21 protein-coding genes and 3 pseudogenes are annotated in these 24243 nt (G+C 64.0%); 8 read left to right on the top strand and 16 right to left on the bottom strand.

Annotation, left to right across the window (positions count from 1 at the left end):
- Nucleotides 1-88: 88 nt before the first annotated feature.
- The 6 genes from GQ464_RS08060 to GQ464_RS08085 form a co-directional block, all read right to left on the bottom strand.
- A complete protein-coding gene (locus tag GQ464_RS08060; protein WP_228350716.1) occupies nt 89-1495 on the bottom strand; it encodes an IS4 family transposase in 1407 nt (468 codons plus the stop codon).
- A gap of 689 nt (nt 1496-2184) precedes the next feature.
- On the bottom strand, nt 2185-3087 hold the full coding sequence (locus GQ464_RS08065; RefSeq protein WP_166981758.1) for a hypothetical protein: 903 nt from the start codon (nt 3085-3087) through the stop codon (nt 2185-2187).
- 11 nt (nt 3088-3098) lie between these two features.
- Nucleotides 3099-5108 (bottom strand): M1 family metallopeptidase, encoded by a 2010-nt coding sequence (locus tag GQ464_RS08070; protein ID WP_166981761.1) that lies wholly within the window; start codon nt 5106-5108, stop codon nt 3099-3101.
- A gap of 190 nt (nt 5109-5298) precedes the next feature.
- On the bottom strand, nt 5299-5811 hold the full coding sequence (locus GQ464_RS08075; protein WP_166981764.1) for a TlpA family protein disulfide reductase: 513 nt from the start codon (nt 5809-5811) through the stop codon (nt 5299-5301).
- A gap of 370 nt (nt 5812-6181) precedes the next feature.
- Nucleotides 6182-6325 carry a hypothetical protein gene (locus tag GQ464_RS08080; protein ID WP_166981767.1) on the bottom strand — a complete coding sequence of 48 codons (144 nt, stop codon included), beginning with the start codon at nt 6323-6325 and terminating at the stop codon, nt 6182-6184.
- Between the two features lie 11 nt (nt 6326-6336).
- On the bottom strand, nt 6337-7467 hold the full coding sequence (locus GQ464_RS08085) for a 6-bladed beta-propeller (RefSeq protein ID WP_228350717.1): 1131 nt from the start codon (nt 7465-7467) through the stop codon (nt 6337-6339).
- A gap of 158 nt (nt 7468-7625) precedes the next feature.
- On the opposite strand from GQ464_RS08085, the pseudogene GQ464_RS08090 reads away from it, so the two are divergent.
- Nucleotides 7626-7772 (top strand): annotated as a pseudogene (locus tag GQ464_RS08090) (transposase); the annotation flags it as partial.
- A gap of 1 nt (nt 7773) precedes the next feature.
- Nucleotides 7774-7896, top strand: a pseudogene (locus GQ464_RS08095) (IS630 family transposase); the annotation flags it as partial.
- Between the two features lie 108 nt (nt 7897-8004).
- Here GQ464_RS08095 and GQ464_RS08100 read toward each other — a convergent pair.
- Together GQ464_RS08100 and GQ464_RS08105 are read right to left on the bottom strand one after the other, a co-directional pair.
- Nucleotides 8005-8685 (bottom strand): DsbA family protein, encoded by a 681-nt coding sequence (locus GQ464_RS08100; protein ID WP_166981961.1) that lies wholly within the window; start codon nt 8683-8685, stop codon nt 8005-8007.
- Between the two features lie 8 nt (nt 8686-8693).
- On the bottom strand, nt 8694-9083 hold the full coding sequence (locus tag GQ464_RS08105; RefSeq protein ID WP_166981964.1) for a hypothetical protein: 390 nt from the start codon (nt 9081-9083) through the stop codon (nt 8694-8696).
- A 68-nt stretch (nt 9084-9151) separates the two neighbouring features.
- On the opposite strand from GQ464_RS08105, the gene GQ464_RS08110 reads away from it, so the two are divergent.
- Both GQ464_RS08110 and GQ464_RS08115 read left to right on the top strand, forming a co-directional pair.
- A complete protein-coding gene (locus GQ464_RS08110; protein WP_166982032.1) occupies nt 9152-9505 on the top strand; it encodes a helix-turn-helix domain-containing protein in 354 nt (117 codons plus the stop codon).
- Nucleotides 9506-9546: 41 nt separating this feature from the next.
- Nucleotides 9547-10104 carry a transposase gene (locus tag GQ464_RS08115; RefSeq protein ID WP_166982035.1) on the top strand — a complete coding sequence of 186 codons (558 nt, stop codon included), beginning with the start codon at nt 9547-9549 and terminating at the stop codon, nt 10102-10104.
- Between the two features lie 6 nt (nt 10105-10110).
- Here the strand turns inward: GQ464_RS08115 and GQ464_RS08120 are convergent, their stop codons facing one another.
- Together GQ464_RS08120 and GQ464_RS08125 are read right to left on the bottom strand one after the other, a co-directional pair.
- Nucleotides 10111-10674 carry an NHL repeat-containing protein gene (locus GQ464_RS08120; protein WP_166981874.1) on the bottom strand — a complete coding sequence of 188 codons (564 nt, stop codon included), beginning with the start codon at nt 10672-10674 and terminating at the stop codon, nt 10111-10113.
- A gap of 573 nt (nt 10675-11247) precedes the next feature.
- On the bottom strand, nt 11248-11637 hold the full coding sequence (locus GQ464_RS08125) for a helix-turn-helix transcriptional regulator (protein ID WP_166981877.1): 390 nt from the start codon (nt 11635-11637) through the stop codon (nt 11248-11250).
- 168 nt (nt 11638-11805) lie between these two features.
- Here GQ464_RS08125 and GQ464_RS19005 point away from each other — a divergent pair, with 168 nt between their 5' ends.
- On the top strand, nt 11806-12114 hold the full coding sequence (locus tag GQ464_RS19005) for a beta/alpha barrel domain-containing protein (protein ID WP_228350718.1): 309 nt from the start codon (nt 11806-11808) through the stop codon (nt 12112-12114).
- Here GQ464_RS19005 and GQ464_RS08135 read toward each other — a convergent pair.
- The gene (locus GQ464_RS08135; RefSeq protein ID WP_166981880.1) at nt 12107-13414 is read right to left on the bottom strand and encodes a M36 family metallopeptidase; all 1308 of its coding nucleotides are present in this window, start codon (nt 13412-13414) and stop codon (nt 12107-12109) included. The genes GQ464_RS19005 and GQ464_RS08135 overlap by 8 nt on opposite strands.
- Before the next feature lie 265 nt (nt 13415-13679).
- On the opposite strand from GQ464_RS08135, the pseudogene GQ464_RS08140 reads away from it, so the two are divergent.
- Nucleotides 13680-14390: pseudogene (locus tag GQ464_RS08140) on the top strand (transposase).
- 91 nt (nt 14391-14481) lie between these two features.
- Here the strand turns inward: GQ464_RS08140 and GQ464_RS08145 are convergent.
- Nucleotides 14482-15588: a TolB-like translocation protein gene (locus GQ464_RS08145; protein ID WP_166981838.1), complete on the bottom strand. Its 1107-nt coding sequence runs from the start codon at nt 15586-15588 to the stop codon at nt 14482-14484.
- A gap of 263 nt (nt 15589-15851) precedes the next feature.
- Complete coding sequence (locus GQ464_RS08150; protein ID WP_166981841.1) at nt 15852-16241, bottom strand: helix-turn-helix transcriptional regulator; 390 nt, start codon at nt 16239-16241, stop codon at nt 15852-15854.
- Nucleotides 16242-16489: 248 nt separating this feature from the next.
- On the opposite strand from GQ464_RS08150, the gene GQ464_RS08155 reads away from it, so the two are divergent.
- The gene (locus GQ464_RS08155) at nt 16490-17404 is read left to right on the top strand and encodes a hydroxymethylglutaryl-CoA lyase (RefSeq protein WP_166981844.1); all 915 of its coding nucleotides are present in this window, start codon (nt 16490-16492) and stop codon (nt 17402-17404) included.
- A gap of 4 nt (nt 17405-17408) precedes the next feature.
- Nucleotides 17409-18257 carry an NAD-dependent epimerase/dehydratase family protein gene (locus GQ464_RS08160; protein WP_228350719.1) on the top strand — a complete coding sequence of 283 codons (849 nt, stop codon included), beginning with the start codon at nt 17409-17411 and terminating at the stop codon, nt 18255-18257.
- A gap of 174 nt (nt 18258-18431) precedes the next feature.
- Here GQ464_RS08160 and gcvP read toward each other — a convergent pair whose 3' ends face one another.
- The 3 genes from gcvP to GQ464_RS08175 all read right to left on the bottom strand — a co-directional run bounded on the left by gcvP (nt 18432) and on the right by GQ464_RS08175 (nt 24238).
- On the bottom strand, nt 18432-21314 hold the full coding sequence (gene gcvP / locus GQ464_RS08165) for an aminomethyl-transferring glycine dehydrogenase (RefSeq protein WP_166980461.1): 2883 nt from the start codon (nt 21312-21314) through the stop codon (nt 18432-18434).
- 114 nt (nt 21315-21428) lie between these two features.
- Nucleotides 21429-22217: a ribonuclease III gene (rnc, locus tag GQ464_RS08170; protein WP_228350720.1), complete on the bottom strand. Its 789-nt coding sequence runs from the start codon at nt 22215-22217 to the stop codon at nt 21429-21431.
- 50 nt (nt 22218-22267) lie between these two features.
- Nucleotides 22268-24238 carry a tetratricopeptide repeat protein gene (locus GQ464_RS08175; protein ID WP_166980459.1) on the bottom strand — a complete coding sequence of 657 codons (1971 nt, stop codon included), beginning with the start codon at nt 24236-24238 and terminating at the stop codon, nt 22268-22270.
- Nucleotides 24239-24243 lie beyond the last annotated feature (5 nt).

Genomic DNA, 24243 nt, shown 5'->3' on the forward strand with positions numbered 1-24243 from the left:
GCGCGGATTCTCCGTGCACCACCCCGCTCCCCGGCTGCCCGTCCACACATTGAGCCTCCCCCGTCTTTAGCTTACCTTTACCCACAAATCAGGAGGGGTGAAAGACGAGCCAGGCGGAGGCGATATCGGTGAGACGTTGCCAGCCGCGCCAGAGCACAGTGACACCCGGAGGCCCATCGCTTTTGCGAGCCAGAAAGCCGCCCAGCCGGGCGATCCACAGGACCACCTGGCCCACCGTGGGCGGCCGGGCAGGCACCTGCTGCGTCTTGTGGTGGAAGGCATACAGAGCCCGCCACTCATGCTCGGCCAGCACCAGCGTGCAGGGCGCATCAGGCGCATGACGGGCCACCAGGGTCATCCAGAAAAGACGCCAGGCTATGATGCTGAACAGGGCCAGATAGGGCATCAGACGCTCCACGCTGGCCAACTGGGCTTTTTCCACACGGCATCCCGATTTGAGCACCTTGTGATAGACCTCAATCTGCCAGCGCAGGCCGTACCACCGGATCCGCTCCACGGCGTCGGCAAAACGATGCACCGGCACCGTGCTCAAAAGAAGCCAGCACAAAGGCGGGTCCTCCGCGGGCGGGGCCTCCTCTTGCACCAGCACCGCATAGAGCGGCATATCGCCCATCTTTTTGCGCAGGTGCCGAGGGGCTTTCAAGCTCACAGGCGCAAAGCGCACCGTGACCGAGGCCTGGCGTTTCGGCTTCCCTTTGCGGGCGGGGACGAGCACCTGCAACTGCCCGCACGCCGCTTGCCGGCCCATCACCTCCCAGAGCCGCCCCACTTCGGGTGCACAGACGGAGCGGTTCTGGGCGGCTCGCACCAGCAGGTCGGTCTCCAGGGTGCGGGCCTGGTGAAAAAGCTCAAAAAGGTCGGACTCGCTGTCGCCGATGGTGATGAGCTGGGCCTCGGGGGGAACGACGGCCTGGGTCTGTTGCAGGGCCTGGAGCCACTTGGAACTTTCCTTCTCTTCGATGGGCAGCTTGCGTCGTTCGTCTGCGGTGCGCTGGTGCATCGTGGGGGGGCGCACCCAGATGGCCTGACCGGCCAATCCGAGCGGAAGGCCCTGCTCGGTCATGAGCAGGCTGGTGTGCATGACTATGCCGGACAGGTTCTGCTGCGCGGTGCCGATGGGTCCGAGCCCCTTTGTACTGGGATGATGGGTATAGTTCAGGTAGGTCGTATCCTGAATGGCAAAGAGCCGTTTGTGCCCCTGGGCCCGCTCCCGCGTACGGCGATAATGGGGCGCCCGGATCTTCTCGGCGGTCGTTTTGGCATTGTCGAAGAGCCGGTAGGCGGCCTTGGTGTCGGCCCAATCCGCACAGGCCTGATTGATCGACACCGAAGGCCTGGCCGCCAGTTTGGCGCCGGTGTCGAGCAGTCGCCGGTCCAGGCGCTTGTCGCCCAGCGCCATGTCGTGCAATTCATGCACAAGCCAGGTGGAGAGTTCATCGACCTCAGGGAGGTCTGGGATTGCTTCCGTATCCATCGGGGGGCTCCTCTTCAATGGCTTCGATGGGGTAAAAGGTTATTTGATCAGCATCCTTCTGCTAATCTCACGGCACTTGTGGGTAAAGGTAAGCGTCTTTAGACGGGAGATTCCTGCTTCATCGACCGACGCCATGCAACCGGCGATATAGCATCGCCTGAACAGCTGCTCTGGTCTTACTCAGGTCTCCACAGGCTTTGCCGAACGATCGTTCGGCTACGGTCGCTCCGACCGCCAGGATGTTTTTAGCCGCTGTTCCTGTAGCAGTTCCCATTGCGGCGCGTACACGCCGCTTTGCTCGTATGTGAACACGCAAGCTGGGACTGGAGGGGTCCAGGGGCGATGGGACATCGCCTTATGCACCCTGCTGAAGCAGGGAGTCCTATCGCCCCTTCAGACCACCCCTTTTCTATAGCCCGGACCACCCAAACGTTATCAGGACGACACCGCCCCTTTCTTCCCGCAACAGGCACCTGCTACCTCCTGTCTGTTGCGGCCTCCTTCCCGTGCACCAGGCCGATACGAGAAGGAGCGTCTTCCGATGAGGCCATGCAGGCCGGACGAACCGCGCACGTCCGGCCTGTATTTTTTCCCGGATACCTCGGCGAAAAGGGCGGGCCGCCTCCTCCGAACACCCGGGCGTGGATGACCCGCCCCCGTGCGAGTCGCTCCCTGCCGGGGAACGGGCGTCAGCCGCTCCGGCCGGAGGCCACCTCACCGGAAGCGAAAGGTACGGGGGCGTCCGTCCCGGCCAGGAGCGGCGTCTCCTGCTGCCGGACCGCCTCATACAGGGCCACTTCGCTGCCGTACCAGGCCACCGTCACGGCCGCGCGGGCGACGAGGAAGAGTTGTTGCAGCAGGAACACGCCCCAGACGCCCCCCAGGTTGAACTCGACCAGGGTGGGGAGCAGGAGGAGCAGCGCCGCCGGAAGGAGCCAGAGCGCGTACAAAGCCGGCGCGGCCGCGTGCCGGAGCGGCCACCGGATACCCGCCAGCAACGCCGCCCACACGCGGCGTTCGTCGGTCACCACGGCGATCAGGGCATAGTCGTGCATCAGGTCGAGGACGGCCAGGCCCAGCGCGGCCAGCGCCGGTCCGACGACGAAGCCGCCCCAGAAGGCGCCCACCTCGCCGCCCCAGCCCAGCACGATGCCCGCGGTCACCAGCGCCGAGAAGCCGGCCCAGACGAGCCCCAGCACGCCGTAGATCGCCGAGACCAGGAGGCCACGCCCGCCGTAGCGGCCCACGCCCGTCCAGAACGGGCGGGCGGCGCCGTCGCGCAGCGCGTGGAACAGCCCGACGCTGAGCAGCACCTTCCAGACCACATAGAGCGGGATCATCCACAGGAGCTGTGACCAGAGGGCGCCCAGCAGCGGTCCGGCTTTCTCCAGGATGTCGGCCCAGAGAACGATGTCGAACCGGTGCACGAGGTCGTCGCCGAAGCCGGTCGGGCCGACGACGTCGGCCAGGACGACGTAGACGGGCACGGCCAGGATGAAGGCCAGGGCGAGGTTGACGCCGTAGGTCAGGGCGACGAGCCCCGGGCGTCGCTGCACGGCCACGAGACCGGCAACCATGCTCTTGCGTACCATGATCGTTCGGGTTAGAAGAGGGCGGCAGCGAGGTAGAGGAGCTGTTGCAGCCGCGTGGTGAAGCGCAGCTGCTCCCTGCGGGCGAGGGTATGGTCGGGCCGGCTCACGCGGCGGTTGTCGAGCCGGTTGACGTCGAGGCGCACGTGGTCCTCGGGGTCGAGGAAGGCTTCGACGAGGCGGGCCGGGCGGTTGAAGGTGAAGCGTTCCCAGGCCGCCGTGCCGTCCCAGGAGACGGTTTCCTCGGTGCCGTCGGAGAAGCGAACGTAGAGCGTCTGCGGGAAGGTGCCGTCGCGCCGTCGTTCCAGGGTGACCTCATTCCGGTACCACGTCTCCGCCGTGTCCGCCGCGCCGCCGGGCGGGTCGGTACGGCGGCTGCCGATCGAGGCGACGGCATAGTCCACCACGGCCGTGCCGTAGACGTACGGCTCGAAGAACCAGTCCATGTCCTCCCCGGCGACTTCTTCCACGACGGCGATGAAGTCGCGCGTGGTGGGGTGGCGGAAGCGCCAGCGGGCATAGTACGTGCGCAGGACCTCCTGCATGCGCTCCCACCCCAGGTAGTTCTCCAGCGTGAACAGAACCGTGGCCGGCTTGGCATACGACGCCTTGCTGTAGTCACCCGGGAAAGCATATTCCCACGAGCGGGTGTAGATGGCGCCGCGCCCGGGCGCGTTCTTCGTGTACATGAGCCGCTGCATGCCCGCATCGCTCACCTTGAGGAAGGGCAGGTCGATGACGGCGCCGGGGCCGTATGCCTCGTCCATGATGCGGGCCTCCATGTACGAGTTGATCCCCTCGTCCAGCCAGGCCTCCTCGGCCTCGTTGCTGGCCAGCATCCCGTAGAAGTACTGGTGGCCGAACTCGTGCACGGTGACCACCTCCACCAGACGCAGCCACGAAGGGAGCATGTACGTGGTGCCGCAGGTGATGAGCGTCGGGTACTCCATGCCGTTGCTCCCGCCGATGCCGTCGACCAGGGTGAGGGTCGTGTATGGGTATTCGCCCACCCAGGCGTCGAAGCGTTCGAGGGCGGCCTTCGCGGCATCGAAGTGGCGCTGGACCTGGCCGGCGTGGTGGGGCTGGATGAGCAGGCGTAGCTGCACGTGCCGCCACGTGTCCGTGAATTCGAGGAAGTCGGGCGAGGCGGTCCAGGCGAAGTCGTGCACGTCTTCGGCGCGATAGGTGAGCCTCGTCTGGCCGCCGGCGGTCTCCTCGGCCACCTGCACGCCCGTGGCGCCGACGACGTAGCCCTCGGGCACGGTCATCGTCACGTCGTACGTCCCGAAGTCGGCGTAGAACTCGCTGTTGGCGTGGAACTGGTGGGTGTTCCACCGGCCGCGGGGGGCGTCCGCCGGCACGTACCGCTGGCCCGGCACCTCGTAGACGCCGAGCTTGGGGAACCACTGGGCGACCATGAAGAAGAGGTTGCCCTGCTCCGTCTCGGCCCAGCCCGTGCGGGCGAAGATGCGGGGCAGCTTCGCCGTGAAGTCGATGTCCAGGGCGATGGTCTCGCCGGGGGCCACGGGGCGGGGCAGCTTCACCGCGATGACCGTCTCGTCGTCCGGGTTGCCGTCGTCCGGGCGGATGAAGGTAATGGCACCGGTGAGGTCGGTCTGGGGCGCCGTGTAGAGCGGCTGCGGCAGCACGTCCGAGGCCGGGGCGAGGGCCATGCGGTCCACGGTGATGCCGCCCCAGGCGTCGTCGCCCCCGGCCGAGAAGCCCCGGTGCCGCCCGCCGCTCTCGCGCATGAACGTTGAGCGCTCGTTCTTGAAGGCGTTCAGGTAGAGGTGGAACTGCAGCTCGTCGACGGGCACGCGGTCCGGGTTGCGCCAGGTGACGCGCTCGGTGCCGCGCACGGTGCGGGCCTCGGGGTCGAGCGTGACGTCCATCGTGTAGCTGACGCGGCGCTCGCTCAGCGGCCCGTCGGCGATGGTCGGCCGGGGCGCCGGCGCCACCTGCTGCGCCGCCACCGGGGCCACCGACCCGAGCCACACCAGGCCGGCGATAAGCAGGGCTCTCATGGATCTGCAGGGTGGGTTACGCGGAAAGGCACGGACCGGACGCCCGAGCGGCGTGCCGGCCCGTCGCCTCTACGGGACGGGGGAAGATACGGTTTCTTCCGCCCGATGCCCACCACCCGAGGAAACGGCCCGCCACCCCTGCGTGCGACGGGCCGTTGAAAAGGAACTGTTTCCCCGGTCCAGATACCTTCTACTCAGGTAAACGTGCTCTGTAACGCCTGTCCCGGGTTTCAGATTGTCCGAGGAGGGTATGGAGCGCCCGGGCGTAACGTAATTGTGCCAGCGCATTGGCATACGTGGTACGTGCCACATGCCACACACGCCCTGACGGATCAACGAAGACTTTTACCGGCGTCAAGCCCGTGTTCCTGAGTTGTAAAAAATCGAGCATACGACCCTCCGGATCCACAGCAACCGGAATGTTGATTTTTCGCCTTTTCAGGAATGCTGTGCTCTTTTCCGCCGGGTGGCCCGACACAATGCCCACGACGTTGACCCGATCTCCGAACGTAGCCTGCAGCCGCTCCCAGAAAGGGATTTCGCTGAAGCAGACCGAGCAGTCCTCCGGGGTAAATACGATCAAAAGGTGGGGCTTTTCGCCGAGTTGTTCCGTGGAGAATGCACCCTCCCCGCTCGTGAAAGGAAATCGGAAGGCGGGCAAGGTCGAGTCCGGTAGTGCGGGCAGGGCCGGGTCCTGGTACACGGGGTTTTCCAGTTGAGCCTCCCCCGTCTAAAGACGGGAGATTCCTGCTTCTGGACGCGGAACGCGTCCAAATAGACCGACGCCATGCAACCGGCGATATAGCATCGCCTGAACAGCTGATCTGGTCTTACTCAGGTCTCCACAGGCTTTGCCGAACGATCGTTCGGCTACGGTCGCTCCGACCGCCAGGATGTTTTTAGCCACTGTTCCTGTAGCAGTTCCCATTGCGGCGCGTACACGCCGCTTTGCTCGTATGTGAACACGCAAGCTGGGACTGGAGGGGTCCAGGAGCGATGTATCGCGGCGTAGGACGCGTGACGCGTCCATACACGCCGCATCGCCTTATCCACCCTGCTGAACTATCGCCCCTTCAGACCACCCCTTTTCTATAGGCTTCGTACTGGTCCACGGAGGCCTGAAGCATTGCGCTTCGGGAACGAAGCTCATAGACGTTCCAGGCGAGCAGGCCCACCATCAGCAGGTAGGCACCATGCAAGAGCAGATCCTTTGTCATCGCTTTTCCTCTCAAGGCAGGCGCAGCGTGTATTCGCGGATCTCGTACCGCCCGAAGTCATACGCCTCGTCCTGGGTGACGATGTAGAACCGATCCCCGGCCCCCTGCGTGATCCCCCGCTCGTGCTCGATCCCGTGGTAGAGCAGCCGCCCCTCGCGGTCGAACACGTTGATCACCACACGCGGCCCGTCTCCCGGAAAGTTGGCCCGCCAGAAGTCGATCACCACGTAGTCCCCCACCGGGTAGATATTCCGGACCAGGGTATACTTCATCTTATCGGATTGCCTCGCGCTCTTTACAGGATCACGCGGGAGCGCGGCCATGTCGAGCGGGACCACGTCGGGGGAGGGCTTCAGGTCGATGACCCGCTCCAGCCGGCCCGCCGCGTCGTAGACCGCCACCCGGTCCCCCCTCCGATGCGCCAGGTACATCCGCCCCGAGGCATCCCGCCCCGCGATGAAGGGCAGCCCCCTGAAGTCTGGCTGGATCTCGCGTTCGGGGGCGTAGCGGCGCAGCACCTCCCCCTCCAGGTCCTGCTCCTGCACCGTGCAGAACCCCTGCTCCCGCCGCTCCTCGTCGCAGTAGATGTGCGTCACCGTGACGAAGCGCACCGCCCCGGCCTCTTCCACGAGGAAGGACTGCGTCAGCGGGCCGAAGGTGTAGAGCGGGAACGTGTCGAGGTACTGCCCGGCCGCATCGAAGAACTGCACCCGGAAGTTGGGCGTGTTCTCCCGGACGAAGATGCGTCCCTGGCGGTCGAGGCCCACCCAGTCCGGTTCGGTGAACTCGCCGGGTCCCTGGCCGTTGCGTCCCCAGGCGTCGACGAAGGTGCCGTCGCGCCGGAAGCGCAGCACGCGGTGGTTCTGCGGGTCGGGGATGACGAAGTGGTCTTCGGAGACGGCGAAGTGGCCCATGTCGAAGAGGGGTTCTTCGGCGGAGCCTTCGAGCACGGTGGTTCGCTGCAGGGCAAAAACCTCGTCGAACGTAGCCGGTTCGGGATCGCGGGGCAGAGCCGTCGTTTCCGTTCTGTTGCCGGCCCGGGTATCCTCGGCCTGTCCCGCGCATCCGGGGACGGCAACCAGCAGGATAAGGGCCAGGATGAGCAGGGTTCGCGTTTCCCTATCAGGAAGGCATTGTTTCATAAGCATGAATGGTCTATGCGTCTGGAAGCAGGAAGTTTTCCTGCTTCCAGACGCACGGGTTAGGTGGTATGGACAAATGAAGAGTTCACAAATGGCGGCACCGGCGGGCAGGTCCGGGCGTTTGGCTTCGCTTTCAAAGTCAACCCTCATAGCCTCCTATGTACCGTTACGCCATCTCCGACCGAGACTACGAACGCATCAAAGACCTGCTGCCCGGGCAGCCCGGCAAGCCTGGGCGCAATGCCAGGGACAACCGCCTCTTCATTGACGCCGTGCTCTACGTGGCCCGAACGGACATCCCCTGGGAGGAGTTGCCCGAGCGCGTGGGCACGAGTCCGCACGGCGAAGCAGCGTGGCGTAGACTGGCAGTTCACGACGGCCGATGCGCGGGTGAAGCTGAAGCGCCTCTACCCGTCAGACATACTGTGAAGCTGCACTAGTTTGCGCCTGCTTCACCATCTTCTGTACATCTGCCACAGTTGCCCGATATGCAATAGAGGTAGGGAAAACGTTCATTTGCAACCGCTTTTGTACAACCTACCTGTGCCCTTGCCGGTTCATTACCTCCAGGATCTGACGCTCCAGCTCTTGCGCCGGCCGCATGCCCTGCAGGATACGATCGCTGATGACGAGGGTGGGAACCGAGCGAATACCGAGCGAATCAGCCTGCATGACGTGCCGGTCGATGCGAGCTGCCGGAAGTTCCCGTTCCATACAATCTCGAAAGGCCTCAAGGTTCGGCAACCTTGCCTCTATAGCTAGGCTGTCCCAGTACCCGGGGTGAAGTCGACTTTGGTGCTCGAACAACAGGTTGTGGTACGCTTCGAAACGAGCTTGCCTGGCCGCACACTCAGCCGCTAGGGCAGCCTGCCGTGCCAGTGGATGGATGGACATCAGCGGCACGTGTTTGAAGGTGATCGCAACTCGATCTGCGAAGCGGGCGCGTATATCCTGCAGGATGGTATGCTGTTGCCGACAAAAGGGACACTGATAGTCGGAGTACACGACGATACGCACAGGAGCATCTGCCAAGCCTACCCGTTCACCATCCTGACTGAGATGGTGCCAGTTTGCGATAGTGCGCGGAGGGGCACCCGTCGCAGCATTTGCAAGCAGGTCACTCAACTCGCGCCGTAATACTAATGCTGTAATGACGAGGGCACAGGTAACGAGGATCCCCGTGAAGACCAGCGAGAGGCGTTCGGTGCTTACGGTCATGGTTTGGTTTATGAAGCTTGTCTGTTCAGGTCGTAGAGAAGTAGTGCACCGCTAATACTGTCGTAGACCAGCATCCTGCCATCACTGGTAACGGCTATGCTCATCAGTATCGTTCTATTGCCATCTTTCAAGGGATAAAGCCACCTTTCGGTCACCAAGTTACCTTCAAGATACTTGAGAACAAGGATGTAGTCTCCCGACTCATTCTTCGGACCTGGACACACAAGATATATCCGGTCATTAGATACATATATATCTCTGTATAATGAACTATAATTGTTAAATTTTCCACTCATGTAATATTCATTATTTTTCTCCCTAACCTTCGCATAAATATCTTTCATTATATTCAATCCAGATAGATTCACCTCCTTAATTATAGCGCTACGCAGTAACATGGTCCGCAACAATTGTGGTTGCTTCAAGTTATTAGTAGCTCGTCTCCGCTCCGCTTGCTCCAGTGCTCATGAAAGCCCTCTCCCCTGATCTCAGAGAACGTATCGTGAAGGCCTACCTCAACGGGGAAGGCTCACAAAAACACATCGCCCAGCGCTTTTCCGTCTCTCAACGCACCGTCAGACGTCTGGTCAAACTCTACCGAAGCACCGGTTCGCTCTTACCCCGTACGCGCTTCAATGGCCGTAGCCCCATCCTCGGCCCACAAGACCGACAATGGCTGCTGCAACTGTTCAAGGAAAACCCGGATCTGACGCAGGAGCAACTGGCCCATCGCCTCACCGAAGCCGGACGTCCGGTCAGCCAACAGACCGTCAGCCGGGCCCTTAAGCGCCTGGGGATCACACGAAAAAAAAGACCTTGAGACCTTCCCAACAAGATCGTCCAGCGGTTCAAGCCGAGCGCATGGCTTTCAGGCAGCGTCTGTCCGAGATCGCCCCTGAGCGGATCAAGGTGGTCGATGAGAGCCGGGTGGAGGTGGGCATGCGGCTCCCCTACGGCTACAGTGTTCGCGGTGCGCGCTGCCATGAGCGCGCGCCGCTGCGCAGTCCGATTCGGCGTAGCTTGATCGGCTGGATGGGATTCGATGGGTCGGGGGTCGTGGCCACGCACGCAGGCACGGTGCGTGGGTGGACCTTTCGCGGGTTTGTGCGCCGGCACCTGGTCCCGTATCTGAGGCAGGGAGACGTCGTCATCTGGGACAATGCCACGATTCATGGTGTCGAGGGGATCAAGGACCTGATCGAGGCGGCCGGGGCGGAGGTATTGCCGCTGCCGCGTTATAGTCCGGATCTGAGCCCGATCGAGTTGGCCTGGAACAAAATCAAGCATGTGGTCAAACGCGCGCGTGCAGAGACGGCGCAGGCGTTGGAGGCGTCCGTGGAGCAGGGGGTGGCCGCGGTTAGGCCCTCCGATGCCGTGGGGTGGTTCAAACACTGTGGTTATTTGGGTCAAAGTCCCTGAGTAGCGCTATAATTGACCTTGAGGAGAATAGATTTCTATGATCGGTTCAGTCATGATTACAGAAACTAGGGTCTCACTAATCAACGGTTTTACAAAACGAGAATTCAACACCCTGTAATAACCCTCTTTGTCAGAATGTCTCCATTCCCCAAAACCGAAAATTACCTCCCCATTCAATCCGATTTTAGAAATGGGGTTTCTCTCACTTTTTGTTCCTGCATAAACATAATTCTCCATTACCCCAAATACCTCATCATACATTGGCATATTAAACGAACGAATATATTTGCCCAATAATGTATAAACTTCTATTATCCTACCATCAGCCACGTACAGTGAGTCAAAATGAGAAATTATATGTGCGGGATAAGACAATTCACCAGGGCCTTCCCCAGGCTTTCCAATGATATTTACTGGCTTCAAATCGTCGCCCAAATGTAATATTTTTCTTTCTCCTAACATGCTGACAAAGAACCCCTTACCGGGCACATGATGCATCCCAATCACAACATCGAAATACAAAGAATCTCCAATCGATTCTACAGCCAAAATCTGAGAGATCGTATCCACAGGAATCTTAGTTCGTTCGATTTGGAACACAGTATTCGTATTGGCATCATCCTGCGAGCTGCAACCAACACAGATACTGCACACCAATATTGCTATCAATATCAAATAATATTTTACATTGTCATACATATAACTTAGAAGTACTCACGGCCAACGCATCTATTTTACCTATTCAGAAAATAAATGCGTTGGCCGTTTGGACATCATCTGGTTAGGTAATTCGCCATTAGCATGCGTATGCTACCTCACCACCTTGCTCGCAGATACCCCGCCCCCCGGATTCGTAGCACGATGCTCCGTTTCCAGATGCGCTACACGTCGCTGTCGAACCGTTGGAGCACCTCACGGTTATCGAGCATTCAACAGGTTTCGCCTTCGCCTCATATGGCGTTGTCGTCAGATAGAGCCCGCCGAGCAGAATTACAACCAAGGCTATGGCGTTAATCAATTGGCGCTTCATAATGTACCTCTCTTGTTGGTTTGGAAAGGGTATCACCGGGCCGATCTACGGCTAGAACTATTATACCCCCTTTCTTTTAATCGCGCTACGCATTTCTTCTGTTCGTTCTTCTTTCATTTCTTCTGCGCCTGCCGGTAGGCCGCCGGGGTCAGGCCGGTCGCGCGGCGGAAGACGCGGTGAAAGGTCGAAAGGCTGGCATATCCCACCGCCAGGGCGATCTCCGTGACAGCGGCCGGGGTCTGCCGTAGCAGCACCTGCGCCGCCTCCACCCGCCGCCGGTTCACGTAGGCCCGTATCCCGCAGCCGAGGCACGCCGCGAACAGGCTCGTCACGTTGTGGTCCCGGAGGCCGAGGGCCTGCCGCGCGGTGGCGGCCCGCAGCGCCGGGTCGAAGAGATGCCGGTGCAGGTAGGCCACGAGGGCACGCACCTCGGGCGGCCAGGCGGGATCGGGCGGTGGCAGGCTCCGGCGAAAGGTCCTCAGGTGTTCATCGAGGGTGGGCATGGTCGGCCGGGGCGGGTTCGTCTACTCTAGGAGTACGAAGAAAAACGGGAAATTTGCGCCGGGAGGGCCGGGTAGTTTTCCCTCCCCGGCTCACGTGCCCTGGCCGGAGAACCCGGGGCGGCGTCGGGCCGTAAGGCACGGAGCCCGTTCATCCAACCGCAACGTCCTATGCCCTACCCTGCTTTCGTCGAACTGTGCGAGGTGGGCCCGCGGGATGGTTTCCAGTTCGAGGAGAAGCCCATCCCCACGGACCTGAAGGTGGCGATCATCGAGGGGCTGGTGGCGGCGGGGCTGCGCCGTATCCAGGTGACCTCGTTCGTGCACCCGAAGTGGGTACCGCAGATGGCCGACGCCGAGGAGGTGGTGACGAGCCCTGTGCTAATGGTCTGGGGAGCAGCGGAACCGACCAGGGCAAAAAAAGGGAGCACCCCACAGGGTGCCCCCTTCATGATGGGGTTTGGGGTGGATCTTACTTGAGCAGGACGAGGCGGCCGGTGGCAACGAAACCATTTGCCTCCAGCCGGTACAGGTAGACTCCGCTGGGCATTCCTTCCGCCTGCCACCGCGCGATGTGGTAGCCTGCAGCCTGTCGCTCCTCCACCAGACGAGAAACCTCACGACCCATCATGTCAAAGATCACAAGGCGCACTTGCGCCTCCTCTGGTAAGCCATAGCGAATTTCTGTTACGTGGTTGAAAGGGTTGGGGTAGTTGCCAAATATTTGGTAGGCCTCTGGCACCCCTGGCTTATGAACTTTCGTATCAAACAAAGTAATGTCTGTCTCTGATTCCTGATTGCAAAGAATCTCGCTGCACCCGTCTGGATTGACATAGACGTACATAGTGCTCGTGGCTATTTGACCACCACTGGTGGCTTGAATACGGAGGTAAACTGGATCCCAGAAGCTCGTTGTAACGTTCTGGGAAGTGCCGAGGCTGTACCACGTTGAGGAGCCTTCGGGCTGATAGTCCCACTGATAGGTAACCGTACCGCTGGCACAGGATGTCACCGCCGTCCAGGTGTTTGTTTCACCCGGGTTGACGACACCCGGACCATTGATGTAGGCTGTAAAACCCGGTGTGCCGATTCCCCGACTGGCAAAAACGTTCTTGATGGTACAGACATGCGTTCCCCCGTAGACGGCCTGGTCTTCCGCGATCATGGCGCTGCGGTACTCGGCAAACGTTGGATTGCCGTCCACGCGAGCGATTGAAGCATAAACGAGGTGGTCTGCCTGCGCTGTGCTGATGCCAGGGTCGTTGCGCAGATCCCACAGGACTGCCGACCAGAACTCTCCCCCATCGTGAGGTCCAGGGTTTCTGTTTAAGTAGTCGGTATAGGTGGCGATGATCGGATTGGACATGTCTCTCCTAACATCGTTATCATCTCCATCGGGATCAGCATAACTTGGATAGGCTCTAATGTACCAATCGCCAATGAGGCTTCGCCCTGTTTTTGCACCGGCAAAATAGTCTGCATTTCCTTCGCTGATGGCACCTTCCTCATCGAAAGAACTGGTTATTCCGCCGTTGAGATAGTAGGTAACCCCGTGGTTGAATTCGTGATAGATGATCTTGTCGGAGAGTGCAAGCGCGGGCCAGAAAATAATACGCTCTCGATCGGGGTCCCAAGCAGCATTGGGAATCTGACCAAAGTAAAAGTCAGTATAAGCCTCCATGTCATAGTCGCTGCCGATCTTTCGATTAAAGCCCAGGTCGGCCAGATAGCCCGCCCGATAGGTGTCTACGTGATAATGCGAATTAAGAGTTGACTCCATGGTGTCCCGAGCGTTTAGAAGGAGATGACCCCTCACCTCCAACCAAACGCCCGAGAACCCCATGGACTGGCAATATACGCTCATTCATCTGTTCCTCCACGTCTGTGAGCAGTATCAGCGCCGCCTCTGCGTCGTTGCCCAGCGCCTGAGCAACAACCACGCGCCGGCCTTCTCCGATGAAGAAGTCCTCACCGTCTACCTCTTCGGGCTCATGCAGCAGCGCCGCACGCTGACCGACATCTACGCCTACACCCGCGACCACCTGATGGCCTTCTTCCCCARACTGCCCTCCTACGTCGCCTTCGTGCAGCGCCTCAACCGGCTGGCYGATGCCTTCCCCCTGCTGGTCGARGCRGCSCTGSAGGCATGYCCGCGCCAGTCCTCTGGTGAGCGACCTGNNGNGNNNNCTGGTGAACCAACCGATTACATCATCGACTCTTTTCCGGTCGTGATGGCCCAGCAGAAGCGCTCGGCCTGGGCCAGGGTCGCTCCGCACATCGCCGGCAAAGGCTTCTGCGCCTCGAAGAACCTGTATTTCTACGGCGTGAAGGTACATGTCGTCGCACGGCGGCGTCCCGGCACGATGCCGCTGCCGCTCTACATCGGACTGGCTCCCGGCCCGGCCAATGACCTGACCGTGGCCCGACAGATCCTACCGTGCCTGCACCAGGGGCGCCTGTTTGCCGACAAGATCTACGCGGATCGTGAGCCAGGCGAGCGCCTGGCTGCCGAGCAAAACCTGCACCTGTGCACGCCGGTGAAGAAGGGCAAGGGGCAGGCTGATATACGGCTGACCGACAAAGTGTACTCGCGGCGGGTCAGTCAGCGCCGGCAGCCGATCGAGTCGCTGTTCAATTGGATCGAACAGAAGACCGGGATCGAGGCCGCCTCTAAAGTGCGGTCGTTCGAGGGCTTGTTGGTGCACGTCTTTGGGCGCCTGGCCGCTGCGATGTGGATCCTCGCGTTCTACCCTTAATTCGCATTGTTAGCCGTCTGAGGAGGGTCACGCCAACAAGGGGCACCCGATCTGGTTTTCATGGCTTGAAATGAATTGGTACCCCGCACGATCACGGGGTGGTTGGCCGCAGCCGGGCCACGAGGAGTTCCGACCGATCGTTCCTCAGCCGCGACAAGAGCACGCTGTCGTTGGAGAGAAATCCTATCAGCCCGACCTCCTTCAGCGGCAGTTCGTAGCGCTCCGTGCCGTCTACCGAAACAATGAAGACGCGTTCAATATCGGGATATTCCCATCCGTCCTTGTACACAAATCGGTATGTGAGTAAATACTGCTCGTTAGGACTCAAATCCCAGGTGGCTTCAAATTCATCTCGCTCGAGGTATTGTAACGTACCTGTCTCTACGTCGAGCCAGGCAGTTCCTCCGGGTCCAGGCCCCCCGGCACCGACGAGCAGATGCCGGCCGTCCTGTGTGATGTCTATTAGCGTTGCAGCTTCCTGTAAAATCGTGTGTACGGAGTCCGTTTCGAGGTTCACCCGGACTAATGATTGCCCGGGAATTCCCTCATTGGCATAGACGGCTTTGCTGTCCGGCGTGAAGCGTGCTGATGGGTAGAGCGCCCGCCCGCCGCCGAGCGGCTTCCCCGCACGCTGCTCCTGCGTCAGATCCCACACCCGAAGCTGCGCACCCACACCAAAGCCCATCCACTCCGTACCCAGCAGGTAGCGATTGTCCGGCGACATGGCGTAAGGCGCTTCGAGACGATCCAGGCGTCCCAGCCGCCGCTGCGTGCCCGTCTCGAGGTCCACCACCATGATGTCCGTGAGCGGCAGGTTCTCCTCATTCACCCCGCCGGTGGCGAAACTGTAGAAGGCATAGCGTCCGTCGGGGGAGAGCCCGGCGTGACTGTAGGCCCCGAAGTCGGCCGTGAGCCGCCGCAGCACCCCCCGGCCGTCGGTGGCAATCAGCACCACGTGCTCGAAGTCCGTCCCGAAGTTCTCGATGGCGGTCACGAACTGCCCGTCGGGTGAGATGGACCAGGGAAAAAAGACGAAGAGTTGGCCCTTGGGGTCGAGTGTGTCGTCGGCGCGGAAGACAACCTCGACGTCGAAGGGGCCGTCCTGGGCATCCTGGTCGAGGAGGCTGCACCCCCCGCCCGAGAGCAGGGCCAGCGCCAGCAGCCCGGCGGCCGTGAACGATACGATGCGTCGTCTCATGGGGCAGAGCGGTTTGATAGCAGGAACATCGCAGGGAGAGCACCCCTCCGTTACCATAACGGATTGTATTTCTATATGCTACGCATTTATTCTTTCATTTCTTCTGCGCCTGCCGGTATAGCGTGGGTCAATGGCATTGAGGCACCGATGGCAGGCGCGATGTAGCCGCACCCTTCACGGGTGCGGCTCTTGGCCCGCAGGAGAGCCCGGGCTAAAGCCCGCGGCTACGCGATGGGTTCGATTCGCTAAGGGCAGCCATGCCCTCAATAACAATGACCTCCGCTATAGGCCGCCGGGGTCAGGCCGGTCTCGCGGCGGAAGACGCGGTGAAAGGTCGAAAGGCTGGCATATCCCACCGCCAGGGCGATCTCCGTGACAGCGGCCGGGGTCTGCCGTAGCAGCACCTGCGCCGCCTCCACCCGCCGCCGGTTCACGTAGGCCCGTATCCCGCAGCCGAGGCACGCCGCGAACAGGCTCGTCACGTTGTGGTCCCGGAGGCCGAGGGCCTGCCGCGCGGTGGCGGCCCGCAGCGCCGGGTCGAAGAGGTGATGGTGCAGGTAGGTCACGAGGGCACGCACCTCGGGCGGCCAGGCGGGATCGGGCGGTGGCAGGCTATGGCGGAACGATGCCAGCAGTTCGTCGGAGGGAGGCATCTATTCTTGTGTACAGGGTCGGGGGTGACTATATGACCTCTCATTGCAGGACTTTATTCCCCACGCATATATAACACGCAGCAATTTTACATTTTTTCGCCCACAATATGATGTTCTCCTTCGAAAGACGTAGATGCACCCAGAGGGGTCGCCCCGGGGACCGCGTACGCCCGTGTGCCCTGGCCGGAGAACCCGGGGCGGCGTCGGGCCGTAAGGCACGGAGCCCGTTCATCCAACCGCAACATCCTATGCCCTACCCTGCTTTCGTCGAACTGTGCGAGGTGGGCCCGCGGGATGGTTTCCAGTTCGAGGAGAAGCCCATCCCCACGGACCTGAAGGTGGCGATCATCGAGGGGCTGGTGGCGGCGGGGCTGCGCCGTATCCAGGTGACCTCGTTCGTGCATCCGAAGTGGGTGCCGCAGATGGCCGACGCCGAGGAGGTGGTGGCCCGGCTGCCCGCCCGCGAGGGGATCGTCTACACGGGGCTGGCGCTCAACCTGCGGGGCCTCGAACGCGCCCACGCCGCCGGCCTCACGCACGTCGACCTGTCCATCGCCACCAACGAGACGCACAGCCGCGACAACGCCAACATGACGGTGGCCGAGGGCGTGCGCCAGGCCGAGGAGATGATCCGCCGCGCCCACGCCTACGGGATGCAGCCGCAGCTGGGCCTGCAGACGGTCTTCGGCTATGCCGCCCCCGGCGACACGCCGCTGCCCTTCGTGGTGGACCTGTGCGCCCGCTTCGCCGCCCTCGGCGTCGAGTCGATCTCGCTGGCCGACTCGACCGGCATGGCCAACCCGGTGATGATCCGCGAGCGTGTGACGGCCGTGCAGGAAGTCATCGGCGACACGCCGCTGGTGCTGCACCTGCACGACACGCGCGGGCTGGGGCTGGCCAACGTGGTGGCGGCGCTCGCATGCGGCGTCGCCCGGTTCGACACCTCCCTTGGCGGGATGGGCGGCTGCCCCTTCATCCCCGGCGCCACGGGCAACATCGCCACGGAGGACACGGTGTACCTGCTCGACGCCCTGGGCGTGCCGACGGGCGTGGACCTGGCGAAGGTGGCGGCGTGCACCCGGCGGCTGGAGGCGTTCCTGGGCAAACGCCTCCCCGGCAAGATGCACCGGCTCGTCGCCCCGGCCGAGGCGCCCGCCTCCTGACGCCATGGCCGCGACGTACCTCATCCTCGGGGCGGGCTACACCGGCGCCCGCGTGGCCCGGCGGCTTGCGGCGCGCGGCGAGGCTGTCCTGGCGACGACGCGCCACCCCGGCCGCCTAGAATCGCTCGCCGAGGCCGGGGTCACCGTGGTGCCCCTCGACCTGGCCGACGCGCAGGCCCGGGCGGCACTGCGGGCGCGCCTGCCCGCCGGCGTGCGTGTGCTCCACAGCATCCCCACCCTCCGCCGCGACGGCCGGCCCTTCGACCCGACGCCCTGGGTCCTCGACGCCCTGGGCGACCGCCCGGCCCGGCTCGTCTACCTCTCCACCACCGGCGTCTACGGCACGCAGGGACACATAGACGAGACTACGCCGCCGCGCCCGGCCACCGAACGGCAGCGCCTCCGCCTGGCCGCCGAACGGCAGCTCCGCGCAGGCCCCTGGTCCACGCTCATCCTGCGCCCGGCGGCCATCTACGGGCCGGGGCGCGGCCTGCATGTGGCCCTCCGCGAAGGGCGCTACCGCCTCCCGGGCGACGGCGCCGCCTACAGCGGCTCGGTGCACGTGGACGACCTGGCGGCCCTGGCCGTGGCCGCCCTCGACGCCGACCTCACCGGCGCCTACCCCGTGGCCGACGCCGGCCCCGCCACCCGCCGCGAGCGGGCCGCCTTCGCCGCCGACCTGCTCGGCCTCCCCCTGCCCCCCTCCGTCCCGCTCGACGACGTGCACGAGACGCAACGCCAGAACCGGTTCATCGACGCCCGCGCCGTCTGGGAAAAGCTGGGGGTGACGATGCGCTATCCCACCTTCCGCGAGGGCATCCCGGCGTGCCTGGCCGAAGAGGCCGGCGGGTGAAGGGATGACGGGTTCCACGTTGCAGGTTCCACGTTGCAGGTTCCACGTTGCAGGTTCCACGTTGCACGTTGAAGATGGGGGACCGGCCCTCCTTCGTGTCTTCGTGCCTTCGTGGCCAAAATCCGCCCCCGATCCGTGCTCATCCGTGTGCCATGATCGGAGGGTACACACGTCTCAGCCCACCGTGGCGTAGGCCTCCATCGGCGGGCAGGCGCAGACCAGGTTGCGGTCCCCGTAGGCGTCGTTGACGCGGCGGACGCTCGGCCAGAACTTGTGTGTGCGCGTCCAGGGGGCGGGGAAGGCGGCCTGCTCGCGCCCGTAGGGCAGCGTCCACGTGTCGGCGGCGACCAGGGCGGCCGTGTGCGGGGCGTTCTTGAGGACGTTCTGCTCGGGGTCCGCCGCCCCCGTCTCCACCGCCCGGATCTCCTCGCGGATGGCGATCATGGCGTCGCAGAACCGGTCCAGCTCCTCCTTCGACTCGCTCTCGGTGGGCTCGACCATCATCGTCCCGACGACGGGCCACGACATGGTGGGGGCGTGGAAGCCGTAGTCCATCAGCCGCTTGGCCACGTCCACCTCGGTCAGCGGGGTGCGCTGGCGCAGGTGGCGCAGGTCGAGGATGAACTCGTGGGCCACGCGGCCGTTGCGCCCGGTGTAGAGGATGTCGTAGGCGCCGCGCAGGCGGTGGGCCATGTAGTTGGCGTTGAGGATGGCCACCTGCGAGGCCCGCGTGAGCCCCTCGGCGCCGAGCAGGGCGATGTAGGCCCAGGAGATGACCAGGATGCTGGCACTGCCGTAGGGCGCCGCCGCCACCGGCCCGATGGCCCGTTCGCCGCCCGTCTCGGCCAGCGGGTGGCCCGGCAGGAACGGCTTCAGGTGCTCGGCGCAGCAGATCGGCCCCACGCCCGGCCCGCCGCCGCCGTGCGGGATGGCGAACGTCTTGTGCAGGTTGAGGTGGCACACGTCCGCGCCGAACTCGGCGGGGCGGCACAGGCCCACCTGCGCGTTCATGTTCGCCCCGTCCATGTACACCTGCCCGCCGTGCTCGTGGATGATCCGGCAGATGTCCCGCATGCCCGTCTCGAAGACGCCGTGCGTGGACGGGTAGGTGATCATCAGCGCGGCCAGGCGGTCGGCGTGCCGTTCGGCCTTGGCCCGCAGGTCGTCCAGGTCGATGTTGCCGTGGTCGTCGCACTGCACGACGACGACCTCCATGCCGGCCATGACGGCGCTGGCGGGGTTGGTGCCGTGGGCCGACGACGGGATCAGGCACACGTTGCGATGTCCCTCGCCCCGGCTGGCGTGGTAGGCACGGATGACGAGCAGCCCCGCGTACTCGCCCGAGGCACCCGAGTTGGGCTGGAGCGAGACACCCGGGAAGCCGGTGATCTCGCCGAGCCACGTCGCCAGTTGCTCGACGATGAGGCGGTAGCCTTCGGCCTGCTCCGGCGGAACAAACGGATGGATCCGGCTGAAAGCCTCCCAGGAGACCGGCGCCAGCTCGGCGACGGCGTTGAGCTTCATGGTGCATGAGCCGAGCGGGATCATGCTCGTCGTGAGCGAGAGGTCGCGCCCGGCCAGGTGGTGCAGGTAGCGCATCATCTCCGTCTCCGAGTGATAGCGGTTGAAGACGGGATGCGTCAGGTAGGGCGTGGTGCGGGCCAGCGGGCCGTCGTAGCCGGATTCCATGCGACCCGCCAGCTCGGCGGCGGTGAAGTCGAAGTCGCGGTCCCCGGCGAAGACGGCGAAGAGGTCGTCGAGGTCTTCGGCGCGGGTGGTCTCGTTGAGCGCGATGCCGACGGAGCCGTCGTCGTAGTAGCGCAGGTTGATCCGCCGGGCGGCGGCTCGTTCACGAAGGCGCCCGGCGGTCAGGCCGGGGGCCAGGTCCACGCGCAGGGTGTCGAAGAAGTGGTCGTGGCGAATCGTGTGGCCCAGGTGCTCGAGGCCGCGGGCCAGCACGCGCGTCAGGTTGTGCAGGCGGGTGGCGATGCGGCGCAGCCCGTCCGGGCCGTGGTAGACGGCGTACATGCCGGCCATGACGGCCAGCAGCACCTGGGCCGTGCAGATGTTGGAGGTGGCCCTTTCCCGGCGGATGTGCTGCTCGCGGGTCTGGAGCGCCATGCGCAGCGCCGGGTTGCCGTCGGCGTCCACCGAGACGCCGATGATGCGGCCGGGCACCTGCCGCTTGAAGGCCTCGTGCGTGGCGAAGTAGGCGGCATGGGGCCCGCCGTAGCCGAGCGGCACGCCGAAGCGCTGCGTGCTGCCCACGGCGGCGTCCGCGCCGAAGGCGGCCGGCGGCTTCAGCAGCACCAGGCTCATCGGGTCGGCGGCCACCACCACGTAGGCGCCCGCCGCGTGCGCCGCCGCGCAGAAGTCCTCGTAGTCGTAGATCGCCCCGTCGGTGGCCGGGTACTGTACCAGCGCCCCGAAGACCCGCTCCGTGAACGTGAAGGCGCGGTGGTCGCCCACCACCACCTCGATGCCCAGCGGCTCGGCCCGCGTCTGCACCACGGCGATGGTCTGCGGGTGGCAGGCCTCCGAGACGAAGAACACGTTGCGCTCCCGGCCGCGGGCCGACCGGTGGAACATCATCATGGCCTCGGCCGCCGCCGTGCCCTCATCCAGGAGCGAGGCGTTGGCGATCTCGAACCCCGTCAGGTCGATGACCATCGTCTGGAAGTTGAGCAGCGCTTCGAGCCGGCCCTGCGAGATCTCGGCCTGATAGGGGGTGTACTGGGTATACCACGACGGATTCTCGAGCACATGACGCCGGATGACCGGCGGCGTGACGGTGTCGTGGTAGCCCAGGCCGATGAACGAGCGCCAGACCTGGTTCTTCGCCGCGATCCGGCGCAGGTCGTCGAGCAGTTCGTGCTCGGTGCGGGCCGGCGGCAGGTCGAGCGGCCGGCGCGTGCGGACCGGCTCCGGTACGGCCTCCTGCACGAGGGCGTCCAGTGAGGGCAGCCCGAGCGCGTCGAGCATCTGGCGGATTTCTTCGTCGGAAGGGCCGAGGTGACGGTGGAGGAAGCGATCGGTGAAGTTCAGGTCGATGGCCATGTTCGCGGTTAAACGGTCAGGCGAGCCGGGCTCGCGGTCGCGGGTTTTTCGAGCGCGGGCTTGAACCGCCCGAAAGCGGTTCCAGTTCTGAAGGCGGGGGGGTGCAAGGGAAATTCACGTGCCGGCGCGTTCCTCGGCGCGCAGGCGTTCGAGGGCCATGCCGGCGGCCTCCTGCTCGGCTTTCTTCTTGCTGCCGGCCGTGCCGTAGCCGTAGGGCCGGTCACCCAGGAGCACCTCGACGGTAAAGATGCGTTCGTGGCTGGGTCCCTCCTCGTCGGTGACCCGGTAGCGCGGCTGGGGCCAGCCGTGGGCCTGCACGTATTCGAGCAGCAGGCTCTTGAAATTGTCCCGCTGCCGGGCCAGCGCGTCGAGGTCCACCTGGTCGAGCATGACGCGGTGGATGAAGGCACGCGCCGCCGCCGGCCCCAGGTCCAGATAGAGCGCGCCGATGAGGGCTTCGAAGGCATCGGCCAGGATGCTCGGGTTGTTGCGGCCCCCGCCCTGCGCCATGTTGTCGCTCATGCGGATCACCGATCCCAGGTCGATCTGCCGGGCCAGGCGGGCCAGCGACTGGCCGTTGACGAGCTTGGCCCGCAGGCGCGTCAGGAAGCCTTCGTCCCGGTCGGGGAAATGGTGATAGAGGTGTTCGGCCGTGACGAACCCCAGCACGGCATCCCCGAGAAATTCAAGGCGTTCGTTCGAGTAGAGATGACTGTCCGGGCGGCCGCGCGAGACGGAGCGGTGCGTGAGCGCCCGTTCGTAGAGCGCCGGGTCCTGCACCGCCGTGCCGACGATCCGCTCGATCACCGCCCGGCGGTCGGACGGCGGCGCGGGCGTGGGCGCACGCCGGAACATCCGCCGGAGTACCCTGCGAAGGGCTTGAACCATGTAGAGGGGCAACATGGTGGCTGTTTAACGGATGGCGTCTGGATACGCGCCCGGGCACACCGGCCTCATGGCGAATCGAGCAGGCGCAGGAACCGGTGGTAATCGGCATTGCGCGGATCGAGCTCGATCAGGCGTTGCACGTACGGCCGTGCTTCCGCCTTCCGTCCCAGGTTGTAGTAGAGTGAGGCCAGGTTCGCCAGCGGCATCACGGCGTCGGGGTCGAGGGCGAGGGCGGCCTTGAAGTCGGCCTCGGCACCGGTGGCGTCGCCCTGAAGCACCCGGGTGAACCCCCGGTTGTTGTAGGCCTCCTCGAACTTCGGGTTGGCCCGCAGGACGGCGTCGAACGTGGCGAGGGCCTCGCTGAGCCGGCCCGCCTGGCTGTAGGCGACGCCGAGCTTGTTGAGAAAGCGCAGGTGCTCGGGGGCCCGGTCCACGGCCCGCTCGAAGTAGGTCACCGCGGCGTCCGGCTGCCCGGTGGAGAGGAAAGCCTCCCCGATGCGGTACCACGTCCAGGCATCGTCCACGTCGCCGGGCCGGAGCGTCGGCCCGAGGCGCTTGATCTCGTCGAACCTTTTCTGCCAGAACCACGCCCGGATCAGCGGACCGGCCAGCTCGCGGGGCGATTTCGTGCGCAATGCCTTCTCCAGATAGGCCGCCGCCGAGTCCGGAAAGCCGGGGTGGTTCGTGATCTCCTCATAATAGGTCAGAAACCCCTCGGCCACCTCTTCCGGCGGCGGTGCGGGGTCGATGAGGCCCGCCATCCGGACGAGCCGCCGCCGGTCGAGGTCTTCTTCCGCTGAGAGGATCTCGACCTCGTCCTGCCGCACCGCACGGATGAAGTGGTCCGTGATCCGCACGTGCGGGATGTCGATGGAGCCCGAGACGGGCATGTGGCAGCCGGCGCAGTTGTCGGCGGCCCGGGCCCGCACGGCCGCGTCCTCGGAGCAGGTGGCCGCCTTCGGAGCCGTGTGGCACGACTGGCACACCTGGTTGTAGTGGTCGGCCTCCATCGTCTCGATGGGCACGTGCGGGTCGTGGCAGGTGATGCACGTCAGGCTGCCGCGGTCGGGATCGGGCTGGCGTTGCGTCTGGATGAAGCATTCGCTCATCTTGAGCCGGTCCGGGTGGGAGGCCATGATGAACTGGTGCGTGCTGTCGGCGAAGCGGGGCCAGAAGACGTTCTCGAAGTCGGCCAGGCGCATGCCGGGACGGAAGGCCATCGGCGACTGCTTCCAGACGGCGGCGCCCTGCATGTGGCAGCGCTGGCACACGTCGAACTGCCGCTCGACGGGCAGCTTGGCCGGGTTGACGATGGTGCGGTCGATCTCCCGCGTCACGTCGACGGCCCGGCCGGCCCGCATGGCCTCCACATGCACCGAACCCGGGCCGTGGCACCGCTCACAGTCGATCCCGTCGGGCACGTGCGAGAACCGGTTCTCGGAGCCCTCCACGAAGCCGGGCATGGCGTTGTGGCACGTCATGCACTGTACGGGGATCGGGCGGGAGAAGCGGGCGTTGTTCCCCCCGGCGAACTTGGGCGGCAGGTCCCACTTGCCGTCCTGCGCGTACCACGTCAGCGGCATCTGGTAGAGGTAGCCATTGACCTCCATGATATGGGAGTTCGTGTGCTGCCCGGACCCGATGATGTAGTCGATCTTTTCGATGCGCTTGTGGACCGTGTCCCGCCCGGCCAGCCGGTACTCCATGATGTAGAGCGAGTCCCCCCGGTGGAAGGGCCGGTAGTAGAGGTCGTTGTGGGGATCGTAGACCGGGCGGGCGTTCTCGAAGTCGGCGGCGCTGTTCTGGAGCGTGGCCGGCTTGAAGGAACGGCCCATCTGGGAGCGGACGAACGTCTCGTACTTGTCCGGGTGGCACGTGCCGCAGACTTCCTTGCCCACATAGGCGGCCTCGGGCGCGTGGTTGAGAAAGGCGGGTACGGCGGAGGAGGAAGCCGGGGAACGCTCGCCCGGGGACGTGCCACAGGCGACCAGCAGACACAGCAGCGGCAGGCACGAAAAAGGCGAGACGCGTTTCATGACCG

Origin of the sequence: Rhodocaloribacter litoris (assembly GCF_011682235.2) — a bacterium.
GTDB classification, from domain to species: Bacteria; Bacteroidota; Rhodothermia; order Rhodothermales; family ISCAR-4553; genus Rhodocaloribacter; species Rhodocaloribacter litoris.